The following is a 23857-nucleotide window of genomic DNA, read 5'->3' on the forward strand; positions in this document are numbered from 1 at the left end:
TTCTAAATCATTCGTGAACAATGAGATCCCCGATTTATTTAAGAAGTCGGGGATCTTAATTATTGCGATTTTTACAACTCCAATCGCATTGCTATTTATCTGAGGTAATTAGTTGCCTTTGGTTACAGTATCTCCAGGGCCAGTGGTGACAATCACTAGATTTTCTGGCTTAATTAAATCTTCAATTGCCTGTTTTATGTTAGCCATAGTAACTGCTTGAATTTGCTGGGGAAACTCTCGGATTTCTGACCGTGAAAGCCCCAAGACTGCATTATCCAAAATGATGCTGGATACATCACTGGGATTCGCTAAATCCACAGGGTAGCTATTGGTAATTGAGCGTTTTGCTGTGTTGAATTCAGCTTCAGTTACTCCTTGTTCGCGCAACTGTTTGAGTAAAGCGAGAGTGCTGGCGATCGCTTTTTGGGCATCTCCAGGAGCAGTCTGCATTTGAATCAAGAATGGCCCAGGATTTATACCGGCGGCAAAACCACTATATATACCGTAGGTTAGACCTTGGCGATCGCGCACTTCTGTACCCAGGCGGCTGGCTAAGGTGTCACCACCCAAAATTTGATTTAGCACCAGCGCCGCATAATAACGTGGGTCTTTGCGAGAGATGCCGCTGTAGCCGATGTAGGTAACAGCCTCAGATTTACCGGGAATTACTTTGTTTAGACGTGTCAAAGTTTGCGGTAATGGCACAGTCTGTATTTTGAGAACAGGTGGCTTACCTGTGGCTTGCCATTTCCCAAACACCTGATTCAGTAAAGCTTTTACCTTAACTGGATCAAAGTCTCCCACTAGAGCGATCGTTGTGGTATCCGGTCGGTAGTGTGTCTGGTAGAAGCCAAGCAAATCATCACGAGTAATGCTCTTTAAACTCTCGGCTGTAGGAAAGCTGTGGAACGGATGGTTTTCAGGGTAAATTGCCTGCTGGAATACTTGTCGTCCCAGTCCTCTAGGGTCATCTAGCTGGACTTTCAGACTTGTCATTGCCCGCTGGCGACTTAGTTCTAACTGATCGGCTGGGAAAGTGGCGTTTTCTAAGACATCTGCCAGAGTTTGAATCAATATTGGCAGATTCGCTGAAAGTCCCTGACCGCTAACGTTAGTTCCCTCGCGGCTAGCACTGAAGCTCAAATCGGCTCCCCGATCTTCTAAGGTTTTTGCTAGGGTCAGAGCATTTTTAGTCTGCGTCCCATTCATTAAGTTATTTGCAGTTAGATTCGCTAATCCAGCTTTTTGATTGCCGTCAAATTCACTACCAGCGTCAATTTGTCCACTCAGGTTAATAGTGGGAAGGTTGCGATCGCTTAACAGCAGAACCTTCAAACCATTCTTTAAGGTAAACTCTTCTGGTAGTGATTGTTTGGCTGAATCTGTCGCTGATGTGGCAGGTGGTAGATATTTCGCCAGTTCTGCTGGATCTACAGGCTTACCGGGGCTGAAATTTTCCACTGTGCGTCCAGAACCAGCGTTAGAAGTCCCTGGTTTACCATCTGGTTGAGTCGGCTCAAAGAAGCCGATGGTTTGTTTAGCTGGATTTAGGTAAGTTTTTGCTGCTTTCTGGACTTGAGCAGGGGTGACTTTAGCGATCGCAGCTAGATACTTTTCAATAAAACGATAATCTCCTGCGATCGTTTGGTTATACCCCAGTTGATTAGCCTGACTAGTAATATCTTGATTTCCCAAAATATACGAGGCTTGCAATTGCGTCTTCGCCCGGTTCAACTCTTCTGAACTGACAGGCTGCTGTTGCAATTTTACTAAAGATTCTTGGAGTACCTGGGCAATTTTCCCCAACTCTTGACCGGGAGCCGCCGTAGCATCAATTTCATACCAACCTGGTTCGATGAGTTCGGCAGCACCACCACTCACTGAACTAGCGAGTCCAGATTCTACCAGAGCTTGATAAAGCCTAGAGCTACGTCCACCTGTGAGAATGGCATCCATCAAATCAATTGCCGGAACATCAGGATGTTTGATATCTGGCAGAGGATATACGGCTTGCAATAGTGCTGCACTTCCAGGTTGCTTGAGAATAATCGGTGCTTTTTTAGCAGCAACAGGGGTAGATGGGGAAGCATCGACGGGGGAAGAAGATGCCGAGGAAGTAGCAATTGCTCTCCTTGTATCATGGACTGCCGCGTCTTTTTTTGCTCGTTGCGATAATTTACCAAAAGTTTCTTTGACAACTTTGAGTGCAGGTTCTGTGGCAAAATCCCCAGTAATCACCAACGTAGCATTTTCTGGGCTGTAGTAGGTTTGGTAATAATTCCGCACCTGCTCCACCGTGAATTTCTCTACATCGGCTTTTGTTCCTCCCACCGATAAGCCATAGGCTCGATTGGGGAAAGCCGCTCGCATCACTGCCCGACCTAGACGATAGCCTGGTGAATTTTCGTACCCTTGTAACTCGGAGATTACCACCCGCTTTTCACTTGTGAGTTGCTCAGGCCCAACTAAGGAGTTTTCCATGCGATCGGCTTCCAGTGTCAGCAGTGCTTCCAATTTGTCTCGCTGTACTGTGCCAAAGTAAGCTGTTTCGTCATAACTAGTAAAGGCATTGAACTGACTACCCAAGGCACTAAACAACCGTCCAAACTGCACTGGACGGTCAGTTGTACCTTTGAACATCAAATGTTCTAGCTGGTGAGAAATACCATTCTCTCCCTTCACCTCGTTGCGTGAACCAACTTTATACCAAACTTGTACACTCACCACTGGAGCAGTATGGACTTCCTTAGTTAATACTGTTAAGCCGTTGTCCAATACCGTTTTTTGTACCCCTTGAGTGAATGAGAGAGCAGATACAGGTGTGACTGCTGTTGGTGTTGCAGCATTGGTAAAATTGCCTGACAAAGGCACGATAGTTAGGAGAAGGCTGAGGAAAAATCCTATAAGCATGTATGAGCGCCGTTTCATAAGCAATGCAAAATTTCCAATTTTTAAATAAAACCCCAAAGGGTATTTCAAAATCTAAATCTAACTCAAGTTGCTAGTTATGGAGGGATAAGACAAAAATGCAATCAAATCTCCTCAAAAGAAATATGGCAGGAGATGATATATAAACTTATTGCTGCACTACTTTTTGCCTGTACCATATCTGGGTACATTTGTTAAAACTACCCAAGGTTTATTAGGTTCACAGACAAAATTTTTACAGAATATTAGAAATTATTGCAAATAGATTAACAAGCATTGCAATGTGTTCCATTTTACACGATTGTAATAATATCTACTTTTAAAATTGATTTGATACCTGTTGTCATCCCATTCGGGTAAGTATCTCGGTCAAACTAGCAAAAACTTTTTTAGATATGCAAACAAGAAACTTAATTGGATCGTTTACATTAGGTATGCTGTTAACAGCAATACCTGTATTATCAGCTAATGCCTCAGAAGTAGTACCAAATTTATACCAGTTTCAAGGTAAAAATGTCAGCATTAGTTACTCAACAACAAGCTTTATTGGCAAGCCCCTTTTTACCTATAAAGATAAGCAACAGACATTAAACTTTCAAGGTACTGAGCAGATCCGTAGTGTAGAAACAGAAATTGGTACACTAGTAACTGTAACTATCCGTAAGACAGTAGATACTGGCAATACCGTGTTTACTTTGATCTTACCCCGTGTAAACCTTGGAAACAGTAACTCAGCCGCAGTAGAAACTAAGGGAATCACAACAACAAATCTCTTTTCTGTGATTCCTAAATTCAACCAGGGGCAAAGACAAACTTATACAACAATCCATTTGGCTGGTACAGCCCAAGCTGTCGCGTTTTAACTACACAAGAAGGATAAAGATATTAAACTTCTTGCTCGCATCGGGAAAAGTGGTAATACTGTTCGGTTAAGGCAAGACGCCATGAATCGCTGTCTCTACAATAATCATTCCTTCGTAGAGAGGGTGATTTATCGCATCTTTAATAATCTAGAATTTTCATCAAAAAACCTTAAACGAACCGTATTAAGGGTGAAGGTAAATAATTGTTTGTCTTCACCATTATCGCTTAACCCTTTGTCAAGATTGATATCGCAGTATTTATGAAATAGATGTTAATTTGAATAAAAATAAAGTTTATTTTTATTCAATCTTTAATTAAAGATTATCAATACTTTTAAGATGCATTTTAAAAATAAGTAATTTAGGCGATCGCTCTCTCCCTTATTCTCTACAATTACCGTTTAATTTGCTTAGTAAAGTTAGGAACTAACAAAGATTGCTCTAACTCCCCTTGCTCATTATAGAATCTTATTTGACCTTGTTCATTGCATAACCACACCTCCAAAGGTTGAGCTTCTAAATATAAATTTCTTTTAAATTCCATTTCTTCCAAAGTGTTACCACTAGATTTGACTTCTACACAAATTTATGGTGCAATAGATGCTGATACTTCATCTTCAATTTGAGAAAATCTTTCTTCTGAACACCAGACAACATCAGCAACTTTCACACCGTCTGATGTGTTGATAGCACATTCTGGCATTACTTCTCCTGTATTCAATAAAGATTCTAATAAACGTTGGATTCTTCCTTGATAAAAAGAATGTTTAATTTTGACTGGACTCATTACAATTTGACCCCATTTATTTAATTCAATTTTGAAGGGTAAATCTTGTAATTGTTTGTGTTCGCAAACTTCTTCCCATCTCATAGTTAATATTTGCCTAAATTGATTATTGATTCAGTTAGTTTAGCCTCCTAGATTGGGCAATGCCCACCCTACAAAGTTGCTAAACTTCAACATTCAAAGCACGTACCAAAAAAGCCCATTTGTCTGCGGCTTCTTCGATAATTTTAGCCGTGGGTTTACCCGCACCATGTCCGGCTTTAGTCTCAATTCTAATTAGTGTTGGCGCATCACCAGCGTGAGCCTCTTGCAAAGCAGCGGCAAATTTGAAACTATGAGCAGGGACAACGCGATCGTCATGATCGGCTGTGGTAATTAAGGTTGCTGGGTAAGCTGTATTTGGTTTGATGTTATGTAATGGCGAATAAGCATACAGCACCGGAAACTCTTCTGGATTATCCGCAGAACCATATTCAGAAGTCCAAGCCCAACCGATGGTAAATTTGTGGAATCGCAACATATCCATAACGCCGACGGCGGGTATTGCTGCACCAAACAAATCTGGACGTTGAGTCATGCAAGCACCCACTAATAAGCCGCCGTTACTACCACCTGCGATCGCTAGCTTTCCAGTCTTAGTATACTTGTTAGCAATCAACCACTCAGCAGCCCCAATAAAGTCATCAAAGACATTCTGCTTTTTATCCTTCATTCCTGCTTGATGCCATTCTTCGCCGTATTCTCCACCGCCGCGGATATTAGGCATAGCATAGATACCACCCATCTCCATCCACACCAACAGACTCACAGAAAAGCCAGGTGTCATTGAAGCATTAAAACCACCATAAGCATAGAGATAAGTAGGGTTGTTTCCATCTAATTTAATGCCCTTTTTGTGCGTAATAAACATTGGTACTTTAGTACCATCTTGGCTGTGATAAAAGACTTGTTTTGTCTCGTAATCATCAGGATTAAAATCTACCTGTGGTTGACGGAAAATCTCACTTTTTCCTGTCACCATATCGTAGCGATAAATAGTGCCGGGTATGGTAAAGCTGGTAAAGCTATAAAAAGTTTCAGTATCATAACGCTTACCCCCAAAGCCACCTGCTGAACCGAGTCCGGGTAATTCTACCTCTCTAATAAACGCACCTTTGAGGTCAAAAATTTTGATTTGACTGTGAGCATCTTTGAGGTAATCGGCAACGAACTGATTATTAAGTATACCGACACTTTCCAAAGTTTCCGCAGATTGGGGGATGATTTCTCGCCAATTTTCTGGCGCAGGGTTTTTCGTGTCAATCGCAATAACTTTTCCCCTTGGTGCATTTAAATCTGTGCGAAAATAAAAGACGCTATCATCATTGTCGATAAAGCTGTAATCTGCCTCAAATTGATTAATTAGTTCTATGACTTCCGCATTAGGGTTAGTTAAATCTTTGGAGAAAACCAAATTTTTAGAGTCAGTCCCTAGCCAAATTGAAATTATTAGATAACGTCCATCTTCGGTAACGCCACCACTAAAACCCCATTCTTTTTGATCGGGACGATGGTAAATTAAAACGTCTTCTGATTGAGGTTTACCTAATTGATGATAGTAAAGCTTTTGATAATAGTTAACATCTTCTAATTGAGTTTTTTCATTTGGCTCATCGTAGCGACTGTAGAAAAAACCTTGATTATCATGTGTCCAAGATGCACCAGAGAATTTAATCCACTTCAAGTGGTCTTGAAGGTCTTCACCAGTTTCAACATCGCGGACTTTCCACTCTTGCCAATCAGAACCGGAGGAAGATAGAGCATAAGCTAAAAGTTTACCATCCTCGCTAATCGATAATCCCGAAAGAGCAACAGTGCCATCTTCTGAGAGTTTATTGGGATCGAGTAAAACTTTGGGTTGGTCGTCGAGGGTTTTCAAGGTGTAAAGGACACTTTGATTTTGCAGTCCGTCATTTTTGAAATAAAAATAGCGTTCGGTGGAACCGTCTCGCAGAGATTCGCCTTCTTTAAAAGGAATACCGTATTTTTCATAATCCCAAAGTTTGGTTAGGCGCTGTTTAATTTTTTCTCTAGCAGGAATTTCACTCAGGTAGCTAAAAGTAACTTGATTTTGTGCCTCAATCCAAGTTCTTGTTTCTTCGGAGTCAGGATCTTCTAACCAACGGTAAGGATCTGCGACTAAAGTACCGTGGTAGTCATCGACTTGATTGCTCTTGTAGCTGGATGGGTAGGTGAGAGGTTTTTTAGAAGAAGGCATAGTCTTAGGTCAAAAGTGCTTCTTTACATACTACAAAATCTGCGATCGCAGCGCAGCCATTCCTAACCCGCGATTCATTCTACCCAAAAACACATTTCACACCAATTAAAAAAAAGAATGTGAAAGATACAAGCCTAGAAACCCAGATAAAATTTAGAAAGTTAAATTTTTAATTTTTACTACTATCCAATTCATAAACCAAGAATTGATTGTAGTGTGGGTCGCTCAATGAATTACAAACCAACACTAAAGCAGCAGGTTTATTATCTTGTGCAGGAATCGTATCTAAACCAGAATAGTGGAATCCTTCTGGAACACGATAAACAGTTTCTATTTGTCCCTGCTCATTCAATGCATGAACTTCGTATTCATGTAAAATAAACATGTGTTTCCCATCAAAGGCAAGCCTTGACACTTCTTCGGGTGCTGGCGCTGACCAACTTATTTCATTCTGCCAACTAACGACACCAACTTGCCCGGATTTTTCTGAGAAATCGTGGTAAAGCATTTGGGATTTATCTGCTTCTACGCGCAAAACGTTACAGTTGCTCACTGGAAGCTTATCTAATGCCCTTCGCCAACTTCTATGTGCAATTCGAGCTTGTATCCCACTCCTTTCTACAAAAATAGGAATATCACCCTGCCATTCCAGGTGAAAGAAAGTGTAAGATTTACCGCCAGTAATCCAAAATAGATTCCTCTCCCAGATGTAGCGTAAATCTATCACTCGTTGAACAGCAGGACACAGCAAGCTGTACGAGGGCAGATTGATTTCTAGGGATAACAAGCTAGCAGTTCGATGCTCCTCATTGAGAATCAAAACAGCTTGACCATCAGCACGGAAACACCACTCATTAATAATTCCAGAGTTGCTGTAACCTTCAGTAAAATCGACTTGAAGCAAATCATTGCCATTCCAAGGGTCTACCACTCTAATTCCCTGGTAGTTATTGTTGATGACAATATGACTGTGCATAGGACGCCGCTGCACTTTATAAATATCACCTGCTATTACAAATTTCGTATCTGGATTGACAATTGATTGATGAGTCATGCTTGTTTCAAAGACTATCTAAGATTATCTGGCAGAGTTCGCCCTTTGACTGGGCCATCCTTAGCCCCCCCCTCTGGCTTGAGAGTTCCAAGGTGCTTGCCCTGGGCATCATAGAATTCAACTTCACTACCTCGACCTTCATGGAAATTATCAACATGATAATAGCGACCATCACCATCCTTGTAGATTTCCCTTCCCTGGAATTTTCTGCCTGTTCTAGTGTAAGTTCCAGAGTCAGCTAAGAAAGTTTCTTCATCAAGTGGTGGTCTATTTTCTTTTACATATGGAGGATCTTCGATGCCTTTGGGAAGTTTCTTTTGAATATCAGACTCAAGCTCTTTTGCCTTTTTATTGATACTCTCAAACTCTTCCAGCGCTAAACCTTCTATGTCAGGATCACCCTTAGCGCCATCGGCTGATTCACTTGTGTCATCCCAATTTTTCTCAATTTGTCGTTGCCGTTCACCAAAAATTCCCTTGTCTTCTCCAGAAAGTTTTCCTGTATTTTCCTTGTCATTCAGTAGTTTCTTAACTGCCTCAATTGTTCCACGCGAGTCTGTTTTAGCTTTTGCTAAGTTTGCTCTGCGAACAGCAGCTAATTCTGCATCAATGTTTTTGACCTCTTCGGCGACTGCTTCAGGATCAGTTGCTTCTTTTTGTTTAGCTGTATTAAGTCTCTCTTGAAGGTCTGCTCTCTGTTTTAGCTCGTTTGGGTAAGCATTTTGTATGTCTCCACAGTTTGGGCTGCAACGAATAGTTCCCCTTTCAGTTACTTTGATTTCGTGGTGACCATCAGCCGTTGTTCGCCTAGCTCGGACTCCCGGCTCTATAGGTTTGACTTCATCTGGTTTGACTTCACCTGGTTTGACTTCACCGGGTTTAACTTCCCCAGGTTCAACTTCAACAGGCTTAACTTCCCCAGGTTTACCACCCTTCAATACTCTGCCAAGGATGAACATGAGGGCGATGGTTAGCACCCCTTCAGTGATTTTCTCTGCTCGCTGTTCTGGAGTCAGATTCAAATCATTCCCAGTGAGAATACTTATATTAAGCGCTCCCTCAAGGATTGGTGAGATGCCAACAGCATCTAAAAGGGACACAAACGGTATCGCAATACCAGCAGCAAGATAAATGTACCAGGATGGATCGTCCACACCAGCAGCATGTAATGCTTTTGCAAATTCTTCACAGCGGCTGATAAAGGAGGTGACAAAGCCATAGATTAGGAAGCCCAGACCAACGATCGCAGCAATTCCTACTATCCCTATTGCTGCTACTATTTCTTCTGGAAGCAGAAGAATAACCACAACTACAACAGCGACAAAAATTGCCAATCCCACTAAAACTTTTAAGATTCCTTCCCCAATTCCCTTAAGAACCTGAAGCCATCCAGGATCAGCAGCTTTGTCAGCAGCTGACTGAGCCACTTGGGCAAAGTCACTTGGAGCTTTACTTTCTACATCTTTATTCGATTTGATGCCTTCATCAATTTTGCTACGAATATCGTTATGAACTTTCTGCTGCTGTTGAACCCATCCCTGCTTGGATTCATCAATTTTCTGCTGAATTCCTTCACCAAATTGACTAATCAACTGTTCGTTAGCGTTCTTATTAGTTGTGATTGATTGTTGTACTTGTTGTGCTGCCTGCTCTGGAACTTGAGCTAAACCGGTATTCAAAGAGCTTGTAGCCTTATTTGCTTCACCTGTAACTTTCTGCTGTAATCCATCCAAGTGACCAGAGACAGCACCGCCTAGCTGATTCAAACTGTTATGAGCGGTACTAACCTGGGAAGAAAGTGCTGTTGACAACTGCAATCGCGTTTGTTGGAATGGTTCCTTTGTCTCTTGAACAAATTTATCAACCGCTTTATGATCAATTTTTTTCTTCTTAGGAACTTGATTCAGTTTTTCAACAACTTGATGCGCTCCTTTGTCAAGCTGGTTGAGGCTAGCAATTTTGAATTGGCTCACTTGAGTTGCAGCATTCTTCCCAGATTTTTTGGCTGCCGCTGCTGCTGAATTACCAGCTTGCTTAATTCCTGAGATAGAACTTGACTTTAAATTTTCTAAAGATGCAAGCGCTTTTGTTTGCAACGTATCTATCTTCTGTAATTGCTGAGTAATGTGGGTAATGATTTGCGAAGTTGTAGTATTGGCATTATTTCGGATAGCTTTTTCAACTTGCGCGGTATGACTCCCCACACCAGTCGCTAATTGCTGCCCAGCCGCTCGAAATTCTTGGGCGGCTTTTTGTGCAGCTTCTCTGGCATCTTTAGCTAAAGATTGCCCGCGTGAGGTTAGCTTGCCTACTACTTCAGCAGAAGCTTGTCCAGTACCCTGCCGTGCAGCAGTTTTTTCCTCTGGTTTAGTACCGTAGCGATCGCCCTGTTGCTTCGCAATCGCATTCACTGCCGTAGCCGATTCTGCTGTTGAAGTGGTAGCACGGGTAGCTTCAGTTTGTCCTGTCTGCTCCACCTGTTTAGCTTCATTCTCAGCTGTAGTGTTAGCCCCTTTGCGCTTAGTTTCTACTTCCTGCTGTAATGAATTCAACCCACGAGTAGTTTCAGTTTGGATATTTGTCTTGTGGTTCTCAATTTGACCTTTCAGGGTAGCTTTAGTTGTACTGAAGGTTTGTTGAACCTCAGCTTTTTTCGCGGCAATTTCTGCTGTAATCCCTTGAATTTTCCCTTGAGTTGCTGCCTCAATTGCTTCGACCTGTATTTCTGTTTCTTGTTGCAAAAAATTCTGTTGAGCTTCGATTGTTTGAGTCAGGACAGCTTTCTCTATCTCCTTTGTTTGGATAATTTGTTGAGCAGCCTGAGCAAGCTCTGGCGATTCCGGTATAGTTGGCTGGGGAATCTCAAGCAATTGCTGTGGTTGTTCAACCTCAGCAACAAGTATAGCTGAGGGGTCAATTGCCTTATCTAATTGGGGTGACTGTCCAGCAGAGTTGGGAAGAGATTGTTGTGATTCAGCCGCTTCTGTTTGTGGTGCATGGGTCTGAAGAGATACCACTTCATTGGCTATTCCTCCAGGCTGAGGGACGCTGGAAAGTTCAGTTGTCGCTGATTTGTCAAGAACTGCGTTACCGCTTTTCTCTGGTATGGAGTTGCTAGCGTGAGCTGCTTCTAAATTAGCCTGAGCCGGGACTGCGCTATCAGCTATTGTCGGTATTGGCTGAGTGGATAAGGCTTGTTGTTTGGTATCTACTGGAGGGATTGCTTCACTTCCACCACTCTCTGTTGAGTGAGTATTAGCCTGTGCTGAATTTGCTTCATCAGGCGCTATTCCAAATTGATCCGTTTTTGGAGAAGTTACAGGTTGACCAAATTTCTGAGTTTGTGAATCATCATCAAGTTTGTGTTGCACCATCCCCGTTTGCTGCACCACATGGGTCAATTCATGAGCAGTTAAAACATCTTTGCTAGGAGTCTTCCCAGCCCCAAAGTAAATGTCTTGTTTGTGTGTGAAGGCTTGAGCATTTAACTCTCGGTTCATCTGCACCGCGTTGCTGTCCGTATGCACCCGCACCTGCCTGAAGTCAGTACCAAAGCGCGGCTCCATAAACGATCGCACTTCATCTGGTAAAGCACTTCCCCCACCCTGACTTGCATTTAGCCGATTTTCCCAATCGGGCTGAACTTGTGAAACACCATCAGCAGCGCGTTGAATCGGTTCTTCTTGCTCACAAGTTTCACATTTTGCCTGAATCCGTTCCTCTTCTGGCAACATTTCCTGACGCTGCACCAGTGGCTTCGTCTGGATATCTTCAACTTTTTCCTCATCCACCTGGGGCTGAAGGTTGAGAGTTGCAGGAGAGGCCATCCGCATCACCTGATTTGCCATCCGATCAGCTTCTTGCTCGTACTTGTCGTTTGGTTCTCCCACCGTCAGCTTTGCCTGGGGACGACGCAACGCTATACGACTAATATCATGACCAAAAGACCGCTGTGAAATGGTTTCTGATAACAAGGATTGCTCGTCAGCAGACTGCGTTTCCTGAAGGTTGGTTGACTCCTCAGTTGCTGTTTGGATTATATTATTTTTTGGTAAACCAAAACCGCGTGTTGGTTCCGCCAGCGTCGGACTAGTTGGTGAGACAAGGGACGGATTTGAAAAAGTTGATGTACCTGCTTTCTTGCCCCCAAACGTGTTTAGATGCAAAGCAGCTTGTCTTTGGACATCGCTCATCTCACCCTTCCTTCATTGATGGGTAAAGCCTTGATTCCTGATGTTAGGCATTTTATACCAAGTAAATTTTACAATTTATCGAAATGCGATCGCTATCGACTTTTGTCTAAATTTACGGAGAATTGTACTAGTACAACACGGCGCAAATAAACCACTCATTCCAAATCAATGAAATGCTTACGCTGTATTCATTTTTAATTTTTAATTTTTAATTCCGCCTTGCGGTACTAGTACTTTACTTATGGCCCTGAAAACACAGCTTGTTCTATATCATCCCGACTCAGAGAATACTTAAATGAGCGTTGGATATCTTGTCCATTTTCCTTAGATTGGACATATCGCACTACGATTTGCTCAACATCTAACCATAATTCAGCTTGCCAACTGGGCCGCTGCACACGCCAGCAATGCCTCTGTGTTTCGTCTTGTTGACAGCCTTGGTCTTTTAGCCACTGCTCAATTTGTGGCAGGGAATGATTATATAGGGGGGTATCAGAGGGAAGAAGAGCCATAGGAATTTTAGATTTTTGATTTGGGATTTTGGATTAGGGAATTTTTTAATTTTTAATGATCATATGGGTAATTAGTTGCGACATCTGGGTAATCTGCTGTTGTACAAATGCAGTTGGTTGCAGCAAATGAGAATGGATTGCAGCCTCACCACGAGTTAAGCCAATGGCAACTGCTAATAACAGACAACCTACAAATGTTAACACCAGCATAAATAAAGCAAAGATTTCGCCAGATGATAAAGGGCGATCGCTCGCATCGAGGTAAGCTGATTTTGACCAGTCATGAGAACGCGAGACGGGATGATTCAAATCAGGGGGTGGTTGAATCACTCCAAAGCGGGAATAGCCAATTTTTAAATCGTAGCCGAAGCGCCGTTCTGGATGGCTAAGGGTAGCGTAAGCTTCGTTGATTTGCTGAAATTTGAGAGTGGCGATCGCAGTTGGCAAGTCTGTAGTATCTGGATGATAGAGTTTGCTCAGTTGCCGATAAGCGCGACGAATGTCAATTACCGATGCCCAGGGATGCAGTCCTAGCAGGGAGTAATAAGTTGGTTCACTGCTTTGTGGCATTGCCCTGTTTTGATTCACGGCTGTTTGAGTCACTTTGCTCAAAGATATTTTTTATATTTTAAATCCTTTATGAATTGGAGAAGACATCGCAGGTCTAGCATCTGATTAAGATATCTTAATAAAGCATTTAATTAGATGCGATGCAGATCAAAATTAATCTCGAAAATATTCAAACTCTTACTGACTTCAAGCGCAATGCCAAAGATTACGTAGAGCAGATCAAGGCAACAAAGTCCCCGCTTGTACTAACGGTGAATGGGAAAGCTGAAATTGTGGTGCATGAAGCACAAGCGTTTCAACAGATGATAGATGAACTCCAGCGCCTTGAGGAAGAACTGCAAAAACTCAAGTTAGAGGCGTTACGCAGTCAAATTGACATTGGTATTAAGCAACTCGATAGCGGACAGTGTACTGAATATAACGACGAGTCACTTCCAGCTTTTTTTGCAAATATTAAAGCACGAGGACAGCAAAATTTGACTAACAGCGATTCTCTATGAGTCGATATTAAGATTGATAGTTTATCCCTAACGGATTAAATCAGCACGAGGTTTAAAGGTTTCAATTTCCCTTAACTTTTCGTAAATTTCTCGTTCTTCTTGACTAATATTTTTCGGCGTAACTATTTGAATTTCTACTAATTGATCGCCACGTTTCCCGTCATCACTGGGATAGCCTTTATTCCCTAGTCGAAATTTTTGACCAGACCTAACTCCGGGAGGGGTGGTCATTTTCACAGGCCCATCAAGAGTAGGTGCTTCTACCTGTCCTCCTAAAACTGCCTCGCTAGGAGTAACTGGTACTTGACAGACGATATTTGAACCTTCTAGTTTAAATAATGGATGAGGCTCTACGGTAATTTTTAAGTATAAATCGCCACCACCAACGCCTTGGTTTCGCAAACGGATGGTTTGACCTGATACCATCCCTGGAGGCATATTAACTTCTAGCGATCGCCCATCTTCCAAACGAATGCGTTCATTACCACCTTGATAAGCTTTTTCTAGTGGGAGTGTTAATCTAGCTTCTATATCCCGACGGGTTGTGCGAGGTGGAGTGTTAACGGTATAGGCAACTTTTGTTCTGGGGGAACGAAACGGATCGCTAGTATTGCCATTACTGGAATTACTTGTCGCACTCTTATTTTTTACGCCGATAACTTGATTAATAAAGCTTTCAAAATCGGAGAATTGGCTGGGATCTACCTCCTGATTCCCGTTGCGATCGCTAGCACTACTCTGCCAAGTTTTAGCCTTTGGCGTTTGTTTATTGCCTGCAAAGCCTTTTTGCTTCCAGTAGCGGCTAAACTGGTCATACTGCGATCGCTTGGCTGGATCGGAAAGAACTTCATAAGCCTCGCCGATATCCTTAAATTTTTCCTCAGATTCTTTGTTACCCGGATTGAGATCGGGGTGATATTGCCTTGCTAACCGCCGATAAACCTTTTTAATTTCCTCACCAGAGGCATCTTTAGATACTCCTAAAATTTCATAGTAATCGCGAAAGTTCGGCAAATTTTGCATAGTCAGTTATTTAAATTTTAGATTTTAGATTTTTGATTTGGGATTAATTAAGAGTTAGGAGAGAGGAGTTACAAGTTAAAAGATTTAATTTTTAACTTCTACTCTTAACTCTTATCAGAAGTACTAATTAGGTAGACATAATTAAATATAAAATGCCAACCAGTTAAATCAGCTTCTTGAGGAGTTTTTATCTCCTGCTTTCTACTTACAACCAATCATTGTCTTCTTCTTCATCCCAGTTATCTTGGTAGCTAGGACGGGATTTGCGTGGAGGACGACTTTCATAGGAGGAAGAACGATTATCCCGGTTATAATCTCTGCCATAGTCTTTACCGTAGTCTTTACCGTAATCTTTGCCATAGTCCTGACTGTATGAGTCGCGTTCCCGATATGTATCTCTAGGAGATTCGCGTTCTCGTTCCTTATCACCGCCAGTAAAGATGTCACGGATAGTCCCAAACAAGTCGTCATCTTCATCTTCAGCATAAGTCTGGCGGACTTCGCGATTTAGCTCATAGAGAGCATCTTGCAAGTCGGCGTAGGCTTGATCAATCCCGCGATCGCTATTTTCCTTAAGACTCTCTTTTAAGTCTCGACAAATATTATCAATTCTTTGGCGGCGGCTGCGGGCAAACTGCATACCAAATTCCAGCGCGACTTCTCTAAGTTGTCGTTCTGCTTGGAAAATCAGCGCCTCAGAACGAGTCCGCTTTTCTACTCTTTCTTTACGTTCGCGATCGACATCGGCGTATTTTTGAGCGTCCTGAATCATCCGATTCACTTCCGACTCGTTCAAGGTGGAAGCGCCTTGAATGGTGATACTCTGTTCTCGCCCAGTGGTTCTATCTAAGGCTGTTACCTGTAAAATACCATTCGCATCGATATCAAATGACACCTGAACTTGGGGAATTCCTCGTGGTGCTGGCGGGATGCCATAGAGCTTGAACCGTCCTAATGATTTGTTGTTTGCTGCCATTTCCCGTTCGCCCTGGACTACGTGAATTTCCACAGTATTTTGGTTATTTTCAGACGTGGAAAAAATGTCAGAACGACGGACTGGAATGGTGGTGTTGCGGGGAATGAGTTTTTTCATCACGCCGCCGATAGTTTCCAATCCCATAGATAGGGGTGTGACATCCAAAAGCAGCACATCTTTGAGTTCGCCTGCGAGAATTCCGGCTTGAATTGCTGCGCCTACTCCCACGACTTCATCGGGGTTGACATTTTCGTTAGGTTCTGTACCAATCAAGTCCCGCACAAGCTGCTTCACCATTGGCATCCGTGTAGAACCGCCAACTAACACAACTTCTTCAATGTCTCTAGGTGAAAGTCCGGCATCTTTGAGGGCGCGTTTCACTGGTGTCCGTAAGCGCCCCACCAAATCACCACACAAACCTTCAAACTGGGAACGAGTTAAACGAGTTTCCAGATGTTTGGGGCCATCTTCCGTGGCGGTGATGAAGGGTAAATTAATATCGGTAACGCTGACAGCAGAAAGCTCAATTTTGGCTTTTTCCGCAGCTTCCATCAGACGTTGCAAAGCTTGGCGATCGCGTCTTAAGTCTACCTCTTCTGTTTCCAGAAATTGCTCTGCTAACCAATCTACGATTATTTTGTCAAAGTCATTCCCACCAAGTTGTGTATCTCCACTGGTAGCTTTGACTTCAAATATCCCATCGCCTACTTCTAAAATCGACACGTCAAAGGTGCCACCACCCAAGTCAAATACTAAGATAGTTTCCGTGTCACCCCGATCTAATCCATAAGCCAAAGATGCCGCAGTCGGTTCATTCAGAATCCGCAGCACTTCTAAACCAGCAATTCTGCCAGCATCGCGGGTTGCTTGCCGCTGAGAATCGTTAAAATAAGCGGGGACTGTAATGACTGCCCCTGTGACTGGTTCACCTAAATAGCGACTAGCATCGTCTGCCAATTTCTTCAGCACCATTGCTGAAATTTCTTCTGGTGCAAATTCCTTATTGAGACGGGGACAGGCAACTTTAATATTACCTACTTCGTCTTTGCGGATGGTGTAGGGCACACGCTTAGAATCTGCATTCAGTTCGCCATACTTCCGCCCAATGAAGCGTTTAACTGCAAAAAAGGTATTTTGGGGATTGAGGACGGTTTGTCGCCGTGCCATTTGCCCAACCACCCTTTCACCTTCTTTGCTGAAGCCAACTACGGAGGGGGTTGTTCGCATTCCTTCTGCATTGGCAATCACCACCGGCTTGCCACCCTCCATAACGGCGACTACTGAGTTGGTTGTACCCAAGTCGATGCCGACTACCTTGCCCATGCGTTACTCTTCTCCTAAAGTGTCTTATATATTTATTATGATTGGGCGGAACTACTTCTAGCTTTGTGCTATAGCATTAAAACACCTCAATGGTATAATAGTCATCATTAAAGCAGTAAGCTAAGAAGTGCAGCTAGAGGAGATAGTTGCAAGACTAGGATAGCATTGAGATGGTTGGCGTGCCCAAGCAGCCTCAATTCTTGTTATCCGCCTACTTCTGTTTAAGTTATCTGCAAGTTGGTAAATGCATATTTTGCACCAAGCCCTGGCGATTAGAAATCGCAGCTATACAAACGTACTCCTTTGGAGAACCCGTTCGCGGTAGCGTCTTTGCAGGAGAAGGGTAAGCTGCCTACGCGAACTTAGGAAAAATCAATGATTTAAACCCGCGTAGGCGGGTAAAGTCTCGTTTAGCCACGACTTCTAGTCGCCTAGTGCAAGACTTTTTTGATTACTTTAAAACTCTAATATTATTGCCACCATCTTAAAAATTTGAATTTAACAGAGCGATTACAAACTTCCCTGAGTCAGATAGCGCGAGAACGTGATCCTTACATGGCAACGGCTGGGCATTTTTTTGTCCAAGAATACATCCGCCAGGAATTTTCCCAATGGGGGAGTGTGGAAATCCACACCTTTGAAGTCAGAGGCAAAGCTTGTAATAACTTGATATTAAATTTACCTTCCCAAACTAAAGGGCAAAAAAAGGATTTGCCACCTATTTTAATTGGCGCTCATTATGATGGCGTTCCAGGAACAGTCGCAGCTGATGATAATGCTACAGGTGTGGCGGTGTTGCTGGAATTAGCGAGAAAGTTTGCTGCCCAAGCTGTCAGATATCCCTTAAGACTGGTTGCTTTCGATATGGAAGAATACGGCTTACTGGGTAGTGCTGACTATGCAGCCCTGTTGCATCAACAAAAGCAACAGCTACGCTTAATGATCTCCTTAGAAATGCTCGGTTATAAGGATTCTACACCTGGCTCCCAAAGTTACCCCCCTCCTCTGGAACGCTTCTACCCAGATAGAGGTGATTTTATTGCTTTAATTGGCAACTTGCGGACATTGCCTGACTTAATTGGGATGAGCCGTAATATTCGCAAAGCTGGCGTATCTAGTCAATGGCTACCCGTGCCGAATCGAGGTTTAATAGTTCCCCAAACCAGACTTAGCGATCATGCACCTTTCTGGGATTTGGGTTATCCGGCAATGATGGTGACAGATACGGCATTCTTGCGAAATCCACATTATCACAAAGCTAGTGATGCGATCGCTACTTTGGATTTAGATTTTCTTACTCGTGTATGTGAAGGGTTGGAAATTGCGATTCGGCGATTGTGAAAACATACTAGGAGAGGTTTATAGTTCGTCCAACCAAACTTAGCGATCGCACCTCTTTTTTAGATGTGGTTTATCTGCCATGATGATGACAAATACAACATTTTCGCGGAATCTACACTATGCACAAACTAAGTGATGCGATCGCCACTTGAATTTGTGATATTTTATATTATTTTTTATTAATCAATATTCTCAAATCTTTTCAATTAATTATACTATTATCTTTACGCTCTCGCGCATTGGGAGTCAAAGTAATTAAATCGTCAATATTACGCTTCATTGTCTCGCAAATTGCATCTAATGGTAAATCATTAGCGTCATAACCAAAGGGGTTTTCTATCTCTAAACCAATGGCTTCGATGCCAAACACAGTAAACCCAACCAAGGCAGAAATTAAACCTGTCCACCAACCGAGACTGTCTACTATTTGAAATGGCAGCAAAAAGCAATAGAGGATCAGTAATTGTTTCAAATGAATAGCGTAAGCGAGCGGCATAGGCGTTTTTAAAATCCGTTCGCAAGCACCTAAATTATCCACAAGATTATTCAATAATTCTTGCATAGATGTTAGTTGGTAGCTATTAAGGCAATTACGATTATACTGTTCTTGTAAATAATCTCCTATCCAAAAGGCAACTTCTATAGGGGGATTATTCATAATTTTCAGTTTTATATACTTAGTAGATGGCATTAAATCTTCTAATTCGCTATTGACAGCTTCTCCTCGCAAATGTAATTTAGTTGTTACAGCAAAAGCTGCCAGTAAGTTTAATGCTGTAATTTTCTTGTCTTTATCTTCTGGTGAAATTTCATCAACTGATACCCAAATTTGTCGCGCTAGATTTCGGACGTTATTTACTATAGAACCCCAGCATTTTCTCCCTTCCCAAAATCGCTCATAAGCAGTATTTGTCCGAAATACAAGTAATAAACCTAAAACAATACTAGGAATAACACTTCCTAAAATAGGTTGGGATACAGGTTTATCAAAATGGTGAAGCAGAGAAATTATAAATCCGAAAGCTCCACACCATAAAATATGTTTGAAAATTGCTTTCATTACTGAACCTTTAGGTTGTAATGCTGTGCGGAACGATTTGATTTTCTCGGCTATCATGTAGTCACCCTAATCTAATATTTCTTGAATCGATACGTTAAGCATTTGCTAGCTTACAAATAATCACTATAGAAATAGCATAATTAGCCAAGTAAATACTTTAAAAAGTAATCTTGTTAAAGAACATTATATGCTAGCGTCAATGATTGTATTCTAGCTTCTGTTATCCAATATCGAGTCTAGTTGAATATTTATCATGATGACTGGCACAAAGAGTTTTCTTGATTAGCAATTTGGCGGACATTACATAAAAGTCAAAAGCGATGCCTACGCAGCAATTGTATATAAATGCAAATATTTACCCGTGGCTGCATAAATCCTGCATTCCACTTTGATAAATCTATAGAAAAAAGGTACATGCTGATCGATGATTTTTAGATTATTCGTTATCATGTATCCCAGTCAATCAAAAAGTTCTAACCTGTACAAATCCTGCCCTGTAAATTAAACGTTTAGGCATGACTTATTTAGTTATGTCTTTTTTTGTCGTTAGTCTCGAAACGTTGAATTTCAATCAAATAACCATCAGGATCGCGGAAAAAGCAATGGTAAATGTTGTACTTTTCATTTAGTGTAGGTGGCTTTTCAAATTCGACGCCACGTTCTTTGAGATATTCAAACCACTCATCTACCTGTTGTGTTACCAGGGTAAAAATGAAACTTGATTGCTTGTCGGCTGGAGGAATTGATGTTTCGCTTGCTTGACACAATCCCAAGTATCCAGAGCTACTAACAGTATAAATTCGACAGGTTCCTTGGTCAAGCCATAACTCCAAGCCCAGTTTTTGTTCGTAGAATTCTGTAGATGCATTGAGATTATGGGTATAAAAGAAAGTAACTTGCTGGTCGATTTGCGGATGAGCAGACATAAAACACATTTGAGTATATACCCTAACGACATCGGGCGATCGCAGATGTAAAAATTGATTGATGTTAGAAACCTGTTACTGCTCCAGAATGCCTTAAGTGCACCTGGAGTTTCTTTTTGGAAAAAACGATGTCTACGACGGGCTGCGCCTACAAAATTTTCCCAATCATCCGGATATGCCAAAACATGGCTGAATAAGGATGCATACTGAATTATCTATATTTAACATGGGACATTACTGTTGATGTACCCCTCCTACGAATCAACTCTCGCAAAACAGCCTCAGTTAATTAATCTGGGGCTGTTTTGCGTTAGTTCCAATAGAGAAGGTGTGTAAACGAGAATCCTCAAACACCTTTATCTACATTTGAGTGTATACCCTGATGACGTAGGATTCTCTCAGGGGGAAAATTTGGTATAGGTAAATGCGTATCTTTCCTGACTCCAGATTTGTCACAAATATTTCTGGAGTTTTTTCATTACTAGAACTTAATGTGAAGAGTAGTTACTAAACATTGCCTAAATTGAATCTTTTTAGGCAATGTTCAATTGCTTTATAACGGAATAATAAGGGTTGTGGCTTATCCACAAAATACTGCTTAAGTTCTTTTTTAAGCAGTATTTTGTCAAGTGCGTAACTTTCTGGATAAATGCTACTAAAACCTCGACTAAGACTTTGGAACCCACACAGAAACAGAACCAGCATCGCATCGAAAATCAGCCCAGCCCTCATCATTCGTTGTCACAGGTTCGCTGATATGTTCAGTAATATCAATGTAAGTGCTGTTGGGTTGCCCAACTTCCATCCACTTAGTCCCTTCTCCTCCATTACTCAGAACAACTGCCATACCGCCAGGATGTTCTTCATCTCCTAAGCGTGTCCAGGCGATTGTATTGGCGTGATCGAAGTAATCGTATTGGTCGCCATAGGCATAGGTTTGACGAGCGTGCAAAAATTTATCAATTATCCATTGATGACTATCGAGCCAAATCTCATGCTCATTGCCATCGCTACCCGTATCCTTATAATTAGCACCATAGTAATCCGCATAGAAGATACAGGGATAACCATCACTTCGCAGTAGAATCAACGCATAAGCTAACGGTTTAAACCAGCTTTCCACTACAGATTCTAACGACTGCAAGGGTTGAGAATCATGATTGTCAACTAAGGTGACGGCTAAAGCAGGTTGCTGTTGCACCAAGGTGTTATCAAATATCTGCCGCATATCGTAGTCATTTCCTTGTTTGCTGGCAGCGCTAAAGTTATAGTGCAATGGCGCATCAAACAACATCACATCGCCACCGGTGACGCTAATGAAATGGTGCAGCGCTTCAATTTCATAAGACCAATACTCACCGACGGCAAAAAGATCGCGACCTGCCTTTTGGCGACAGTGTTGCAGCCATTCTGGGAAAAAGCCAGCTCTAACGTGTTTAACCGCATCAAAACGAAAGCCGTCTATGTCAGTGGTTTCTACAAACCACTCACCCCAGCGATTCAACTCCTCGCGAACTTCTGGACTCTCCATATCCAGATCGCATCCCATGAGATAGTCGAAAGCACCTTTTTCCAGGTCAACGTTGTCATCAAATTTTTTATCTTTAAACAGATAAACTGCGTTTTCACCTTCGTTGTAAACGTTGTAATCAACTGCGTCGAAGTGCCACCAGTGCCATTCCATATCGGAGTATTTGCCTTGGCGACCTGGAAAGGTAAAGTGAGTCCACACTTTAATTGTTTGCATCTCACCGATGGGCTGGTTGCGATCATCTGGACTATAGGGCGTTGCTTCCACCTCTTCTTCTTGATCTGCACCTAACTTGTGGTTAAGGACAACATCAGCATACACTCGAATGCCAGCAGCTTTTGCCGCCTTAACAGCAGCGATATACTCGTCTTTTGTGCCGTACTTTGTCCGAACCGAGCCTTTCTGGTCAAACTCGCCTAGATCGTACATATCATAGACTCCGTAGCCGACATCGTAGCCACCCCCTGTTCCTTTGTAAGCTGGGGGTAGCCAAACAGATGTAACACCTGCATCAGCTAACTCTTTGACTTTCTCTTTAAACTCATTCCAAAGATTGCCATCTGGAGGGATATACCAATGGAAGTACTGCATCATTACACCATTCAGTTGAGCCATGTGCATCCCTCTAGTAAAAGTTACGATAAATTGTGATTTCTGACACAAAGACTGTACATGAAGTTTTATTTTTTGTCTTTCAATAGAAACAAAAATCTACTAAAAAACTGCACTCAACTCATATTGTTTTCTTCTGTGGGTGACAGTTCTTCAGCCAGGTTTTTCTGGAGTGCTTCCAATACTGCGATCGGGTCAGCCGGTTCCTGCATCGATTTCGCTTCCAAATCATGCCGATTTATCACATCAGGCAAATCGGTACGGAGTTCTTCTAATAGAGCAATAATCTTGGCAATTTTTTGCTCGGAGAGCAGGTTAAGCTGTAGCATCAATTGCGCCCGTTGTTCGGCAAAGTTTTCCTGGCGAGTTTGTCGTACCAGTACTCCAGTTGAGATCACCAATGACGCTGCGTCTAAGCCTTGACCTGACCAGCTAAACGAGGGGAGATTGAATGGTAAAAAGCGATCAAAAAAACTGCTAAAAATCCAGATGGCCAGTATGAATAGCAAACTATACATAAATATCGATCGCCCAAAGAATGTAGCGATCGCTTCTAGTATCCGCTGGTGGACGGGAATATCTCGAACTTCCTGATTATGAAGTGAAATAATCGCTTCAATATTTTTTGCAATCGGGTCTGGTAATGGAGCCGTGATCACTTGATTTCGAGAAGCTTTCTCTTTGATTTTGTTAGTACCTGAACTGAAGTGTCTGTTCGCTGTGTAGTCTGCGTCATCGGTCATGCACCAACTCCTGAATCTGGATGTTACTCGATTATTGCTTATCTTCCACCAACGATCGCGTTTTACCCCACCGTAGGCGATCGCATCCCAATACTGCTAGATTATTTAGATTTAGAAGTGCGAATCGTTGGCTAGAAACTAAAATCCATAAGGGTTTGGAGGATTAGCCGCAAGGTACTGAACCTTCTCTCAAAGGGAGAGGCTGCGCCAAGATAACTGAATGACCATGTAGGTGAGAGTCAGTATCCTAGAACCCTCAAATCCAAACTCCTGAAAAAGCAAAAAGGGAAATGCACCCACTGCGGTTTGTTTTTCCGTGAAAGCGATGTGCTAGAAGTTGACCATAAAATCCCTAAATCGCAAGGTGGTAAGGATATTTACGATAATTTGCAACTTCTACACAGACTATTGCCACGACACAAAGACAGCCAATGATGGCAGTCTGGGCACAAAATCTGGCTGTAATAGTGCCGAGCCTAAGCCCACCAGAAAGCTTGAAAGAGTTAAGGATAAATGGGTGATGAGGTATGTATGACAAGCACCAAATCACTGAGGAGCCGTGTGAAGTGAAAGTCTCATGCACGGTTTTGAAGACCAACGGGATTGGCGACAACCTCGTTGAGTTTAATCTAAAAAAATTAAATATGATTTCCAAATA

Annotated in this window: 18 protein-coding genes; 5 read left to right on the plus strand and 13 right to left on the minus strand. The window is 42.2% G+C overall.

The window, feature by feature from the left end; translation table 11 throughout:
* Positions 1-108: 108 nt before the first annotated feature.
* Positions 109-2928, minus strand: coding sequence for a pitrilysin family protein (locus HWQ44_RS03155; protein WP_292714661.1), 2820 nt, complete (start codon positions 2926-2928; stop codon positions 109-111).
* A 395-nt stretch (positions 2929-3323) separates the two neighbouring features.
* On the opposite strand from HWQ44_RS03155, the gene HWQ44_RS03160 reads away from it, so the two are divergent.
* A complete protein-coding gene (locus tag HWQ44_RS03160; protein WP_292714664.1) occupies positions 3324-3791 on the plus strand; it encodes a hypothetical protein in 468 nt (155 codons plus the stop codon).
* 586 nt (positions 3792-4377) lie between these two features.
* Here HWQ44_RS03160 and HWQ44_RS03170 read toward each other — a convergent pair.
* From HWQ44_RS03170 to HWQ44_RS03195, 6 genes are all read right to left on the minus strand, one after another.
* Positions 4378-4662 carry a hypothetical protein gene (locus tag HWQ44_RS03170; protein ID WP_292714667.1) on the minus strand — a complete coding sequence of 95 codons (285 nt, stop codon included), beginning with the start codon at positions 4660-4662 and terminating at the stop codon, positions 4378-4380.
* Positions 4663-4741: 79 nt separating this feature from the next.
* A complete protein-coding gene (locus HWQ44_RS03175; RefSeq protein WP_292714669.1) occupies positions 4742-6835 on the minus strand; it encodes a prolyl oligopeptidase family serine peptidase in 2094 nt (697 codons plus the stop codon).
* Positions 6836-7004: 169 nt separating this feature from the next.
* Positions 7005-7889 carry a hypothetical protein gene (locus HWQ44_RS03180; protein WP_292714671.1) on the minus strand — a complete coding sequence of 295 codons (885 nt, stop codon included), beginning with the start codon at positions 7887-7889 and terminating at the stop codon, positions 7005-7007.
* Positions 7890-7903: 14 nt separating this feature from the next.
* A complete protein-coding gene (locus HWQ44_RS03185) occupies positions 7904-12082 on the minus strand; it encodes a DUF4157 domain-containing protein (RefSeq protein WP_292714674.1) in 4179 nt (1392 codons plus the stop codon).
* 239 nt (positions 12083-12321) lie between these two features.
* Positions 12322-12594, minus strand: coding sequence for a DUF3143 domain-containing protein (locus tag HWQ44_RS03190; protein ID WP_292714677.1), 273 nt, complete (start codon positions 12592-12594; stop codon positions 12322-12324).
* A gap of 45 nt (positions 12595-12639) precedes the next feature.
* A complete protein-coding gene (locus HWQ44_RS03195) occupies positions 12640-13164 on the minus strand; it encodes a J domain-containing protein (protein WP_292714758.1) in 525 nt (174 codons plus the stop codon).
* A gap of 140 nt (positions 13165-13304) precedes the next feature.
* Between HWQ44_RS03195 and HWQ44_RS03200 the strand changes: the two genes are divergently transcribed.
* Entirely contained in the window at positions 13305-13664 is a 360-nt protein-coding gene (locus tag HWQ44_RS03200; RefSeq protein ID WP_292714680.1) for a type II toxin-antitoxin system Phd/YefM family antitoxin, read from the plus strand.
* 27 nt (positions 13665-13691) lie between these two features.
* Here HWQ44_RS03200 and HWQ44_RS03205 read toward each other — a convergent pair whose 3' ends face one another.
* A complete protein-coding gene (locus HWQ44_RS03205; RefSeq protein WP_292714683.1) occupies positions 13692-14687 on the minus strand; it encodes a J domain-containing protein in 996 nt (331 codons plus the stop codon).
* A gap of 205 nt (positions 14688-14892) precedes the next feature.
* Positions 14893-16986: a molecular chaperone DnaK gene (gene dnaK, locus HWQ44_RS03210; protein WP_292714686.1), complete on the minus strand. Its 2094-nt coding sequence runs from the start codon at positions 16984-16986 to the stop codon at positions 14893-14895.
* A gap of 492 nt (positions 16987-17478) precedes the next feature.
* Between dnaK and HWQ44_RS03215 the strand changes: the two genes are divergently transcribed.
* A complete protein-coding gene (locus tag HWQ44_RS03215; protein WP_292714690.1) occupies positions 17479-18327 on the plus strand; it encodes a M28 family peptidase in 849 nt (282 codons plus the stop codon).
* Between the two features lie 202 nt (positions 18328-18529).
* Here the strand turns inward: HWQ44_RS03215 and HWQ44_RS03220 are convergent, their stop codons facing one another.
* From HWQ44_RS03220 to HWQ44_RS03235, 4 genes are all read right to left on the minus strand, one after another.
* Positions 18530-19444 (minus strand): bestrophin family protein, encoded by a 915-nt coding sequence (locus tag HWQ44_RS03220; protein WP_292714693.1) that lies wholly within the window; start codon positions 19442-19444, stop codon positions 18530-18532.
* A 467-nt stretch (positions 19445-19911) separates the two neighbouring features.
* Positions 19912-20313 (minus strand): VOC family protein, encoded by a 402-nt coding sequence (locus HWQ44_RS03225; RefSeq protein ID WP_292714696.1) that lies wholly within the window; start codon positions 20311-20313, stop codon positions 19912-19914.
* 667 nt (positions 20314-20980) lie between these two features.
* A complete protein-coding gene (locus tag HWQ44_RS03230) occupies positions 20981-22459 on the minus strand; it encodes an alpha-amylase (protein WP_292714699.1) in 1479 nt (492 codons plus the stop codon).
* Between the two features lie 113 nt (positions 22460-22572).
* The gene (locus tag HWQ44_RS03235) at positions 22573-23115 is read right to left on the minus strand and encodes a DUF1003 domain-containing protein (protein ID WP_292714702.1); all 543 of its coding nucleotides are present in this window, start codon (positions 23113-23115) and stop codon (positions 22573-22575) included.
* Between the two features lie 48 nt (positions 23116-23163).
* Between HWQ44_RS03235 and HWQ44_RS03240 the strand changes: the two genes are divergently transcribed.
* Together HWQ44_RS03240 and HWQ44_RS03245 are read left to right on the plus strand one after the other, a co-directional pair.
* Positions 23164-23334 (plus strand): hypothetical protein, encoded by a 171-nt coding sequence (locus HWQ44_RS03240; RefSeq protein WP_292714705.1) that lies wholly within the window; start codon positions 23164-23166, stop codon positions 23332-23334.
* 192 nt (positions 23335-23526) lie between these two features.
* Positions 23527-23634 carry an HNH endonuclease gene (locus HWQ44_RS03245; protein WP_292714761.1) on the plus strand — a complete coding sequence of 36 codons (108 nt, stop codon included), beginning with the start codon at positions 23527-23529 and terminating at the stop codon, positions 23632-23634.
* The last annotated feature ends 223 nt before the right edge of the window (positions 23635-23857 follow it).

The sequence above is a fragment of the Nostoc sp. JL34 genome (genome assembly GCF_017114945.1).
In the GTDB taxonomy this organism is placed as follows: domain Bacteria; phylum Cyanobacteriota; class Cyanobacteriia; order Cyanobacteriales; family Nostocaceae; genus Nostoc.

Excerpts from the sequence above, each read along its gene's own strand:
- HWQ44_RS03155 (WP_292714661.1), bottom strand. The coding sequence starts at position 2,928 with ATGAAACGGCGCTCATACATGCTTATAGGATTTTTCCTCAGCCTTCTC.
- HWQ44_RS03160 (WP_292714664.1), top strand. The coding sequence starts at position 3,324 with ATGCAAACAAGAAACTTAATTGGATCGTTTACATTAGGTATGCTGTTA.
- HWQ44_RS03170 (WP_292714667.1), bottom strand. The coding sequence starts at position 4,662 with ATGAGATGGGAAGAAGTTTGCGAACACAAACAATTACAAGATTTACCC.
- HWQ44_RS03175 (WP_292714669.1), bottom strand. The coding sequence starts at position 6,835 with ATGCCTTCTTCTAAAAAACCTCTCACCTACCCATCCAGCTACAAGAGC.
- HWQ44_RS03180 (WP_292714671.1), bottom strand. The coding sequence starts at position 7,889 with ATGACTCATCAATCAATTGTCAATCCAGATACGAAATTTGTAATAGCA.
- HWQ44_RS03185 (WP_292714674.1), bottom strand. The coding sequence starts at position 12,082 with ATGAGCGATGTCCAAAGACAAGCTGCTTTGCATCTAAACACGTTTGGG.
- HWQ44_RS03190 (WP_292714677.1), bottom strand. The coding sequence starts at position 12,594 with ATGGCTCTTCTTCCCTCTGATACCCCCCTATATAATCATTCCCTGCCA.
- HWQ44_RS03195 (WP_292714758.1), bottom strand. The coding sequence starts at position 13,164 with ATGCCACAAAGCAGTGAACCAACTTATTACTCCCTGCTAGGACTGCAT.
- HWQ44_RS03200 (WP_292714680.1), top strand. The coding sequence starts at position 13,305 with ATGCAGATCAAAATTAATCTCGAAAATATTCAAACTCTTACTGACTTC.
- HWQ44_RS03205 (WP_292714683.1), bottom strand. The coding sequence starts at position 14,687 with ATGCAAAATTTGCCGAACTTTCGCGATTACTATGAAATTTTAGGAGTA.
- dnaK (WP_292714686.1), bottom strand. The coding sequence starts at position 16,986 with ATGGGCAAGGTAGTCGGCATCGACTTGGGTACAACCAACTCAGTAGTC.
- HWQ44_RS03220 (WP_292714693.1), bottom strand. The coding sequence starts at position 19,444 with ATGATAGCCGAGAAAATCAAATCGTTCCGCACAGCATTACAACCTAAA.
- HWQ44_RS03225 (WP_292714696.1), bottom strand. The coding sequence starts at position 20,313 with ATGTCTGCTCATCCGCAAATCGACCAGCAAGTTACTTTCTTTTATACC.
- HWQ44_RS03230 (WP_292714699.1), bottom strand. The coding sequence starts at position 22,459 with ATGGCTCAACTGAATGGTGTAATGATGCAGTACTTCCATTGGTATATC.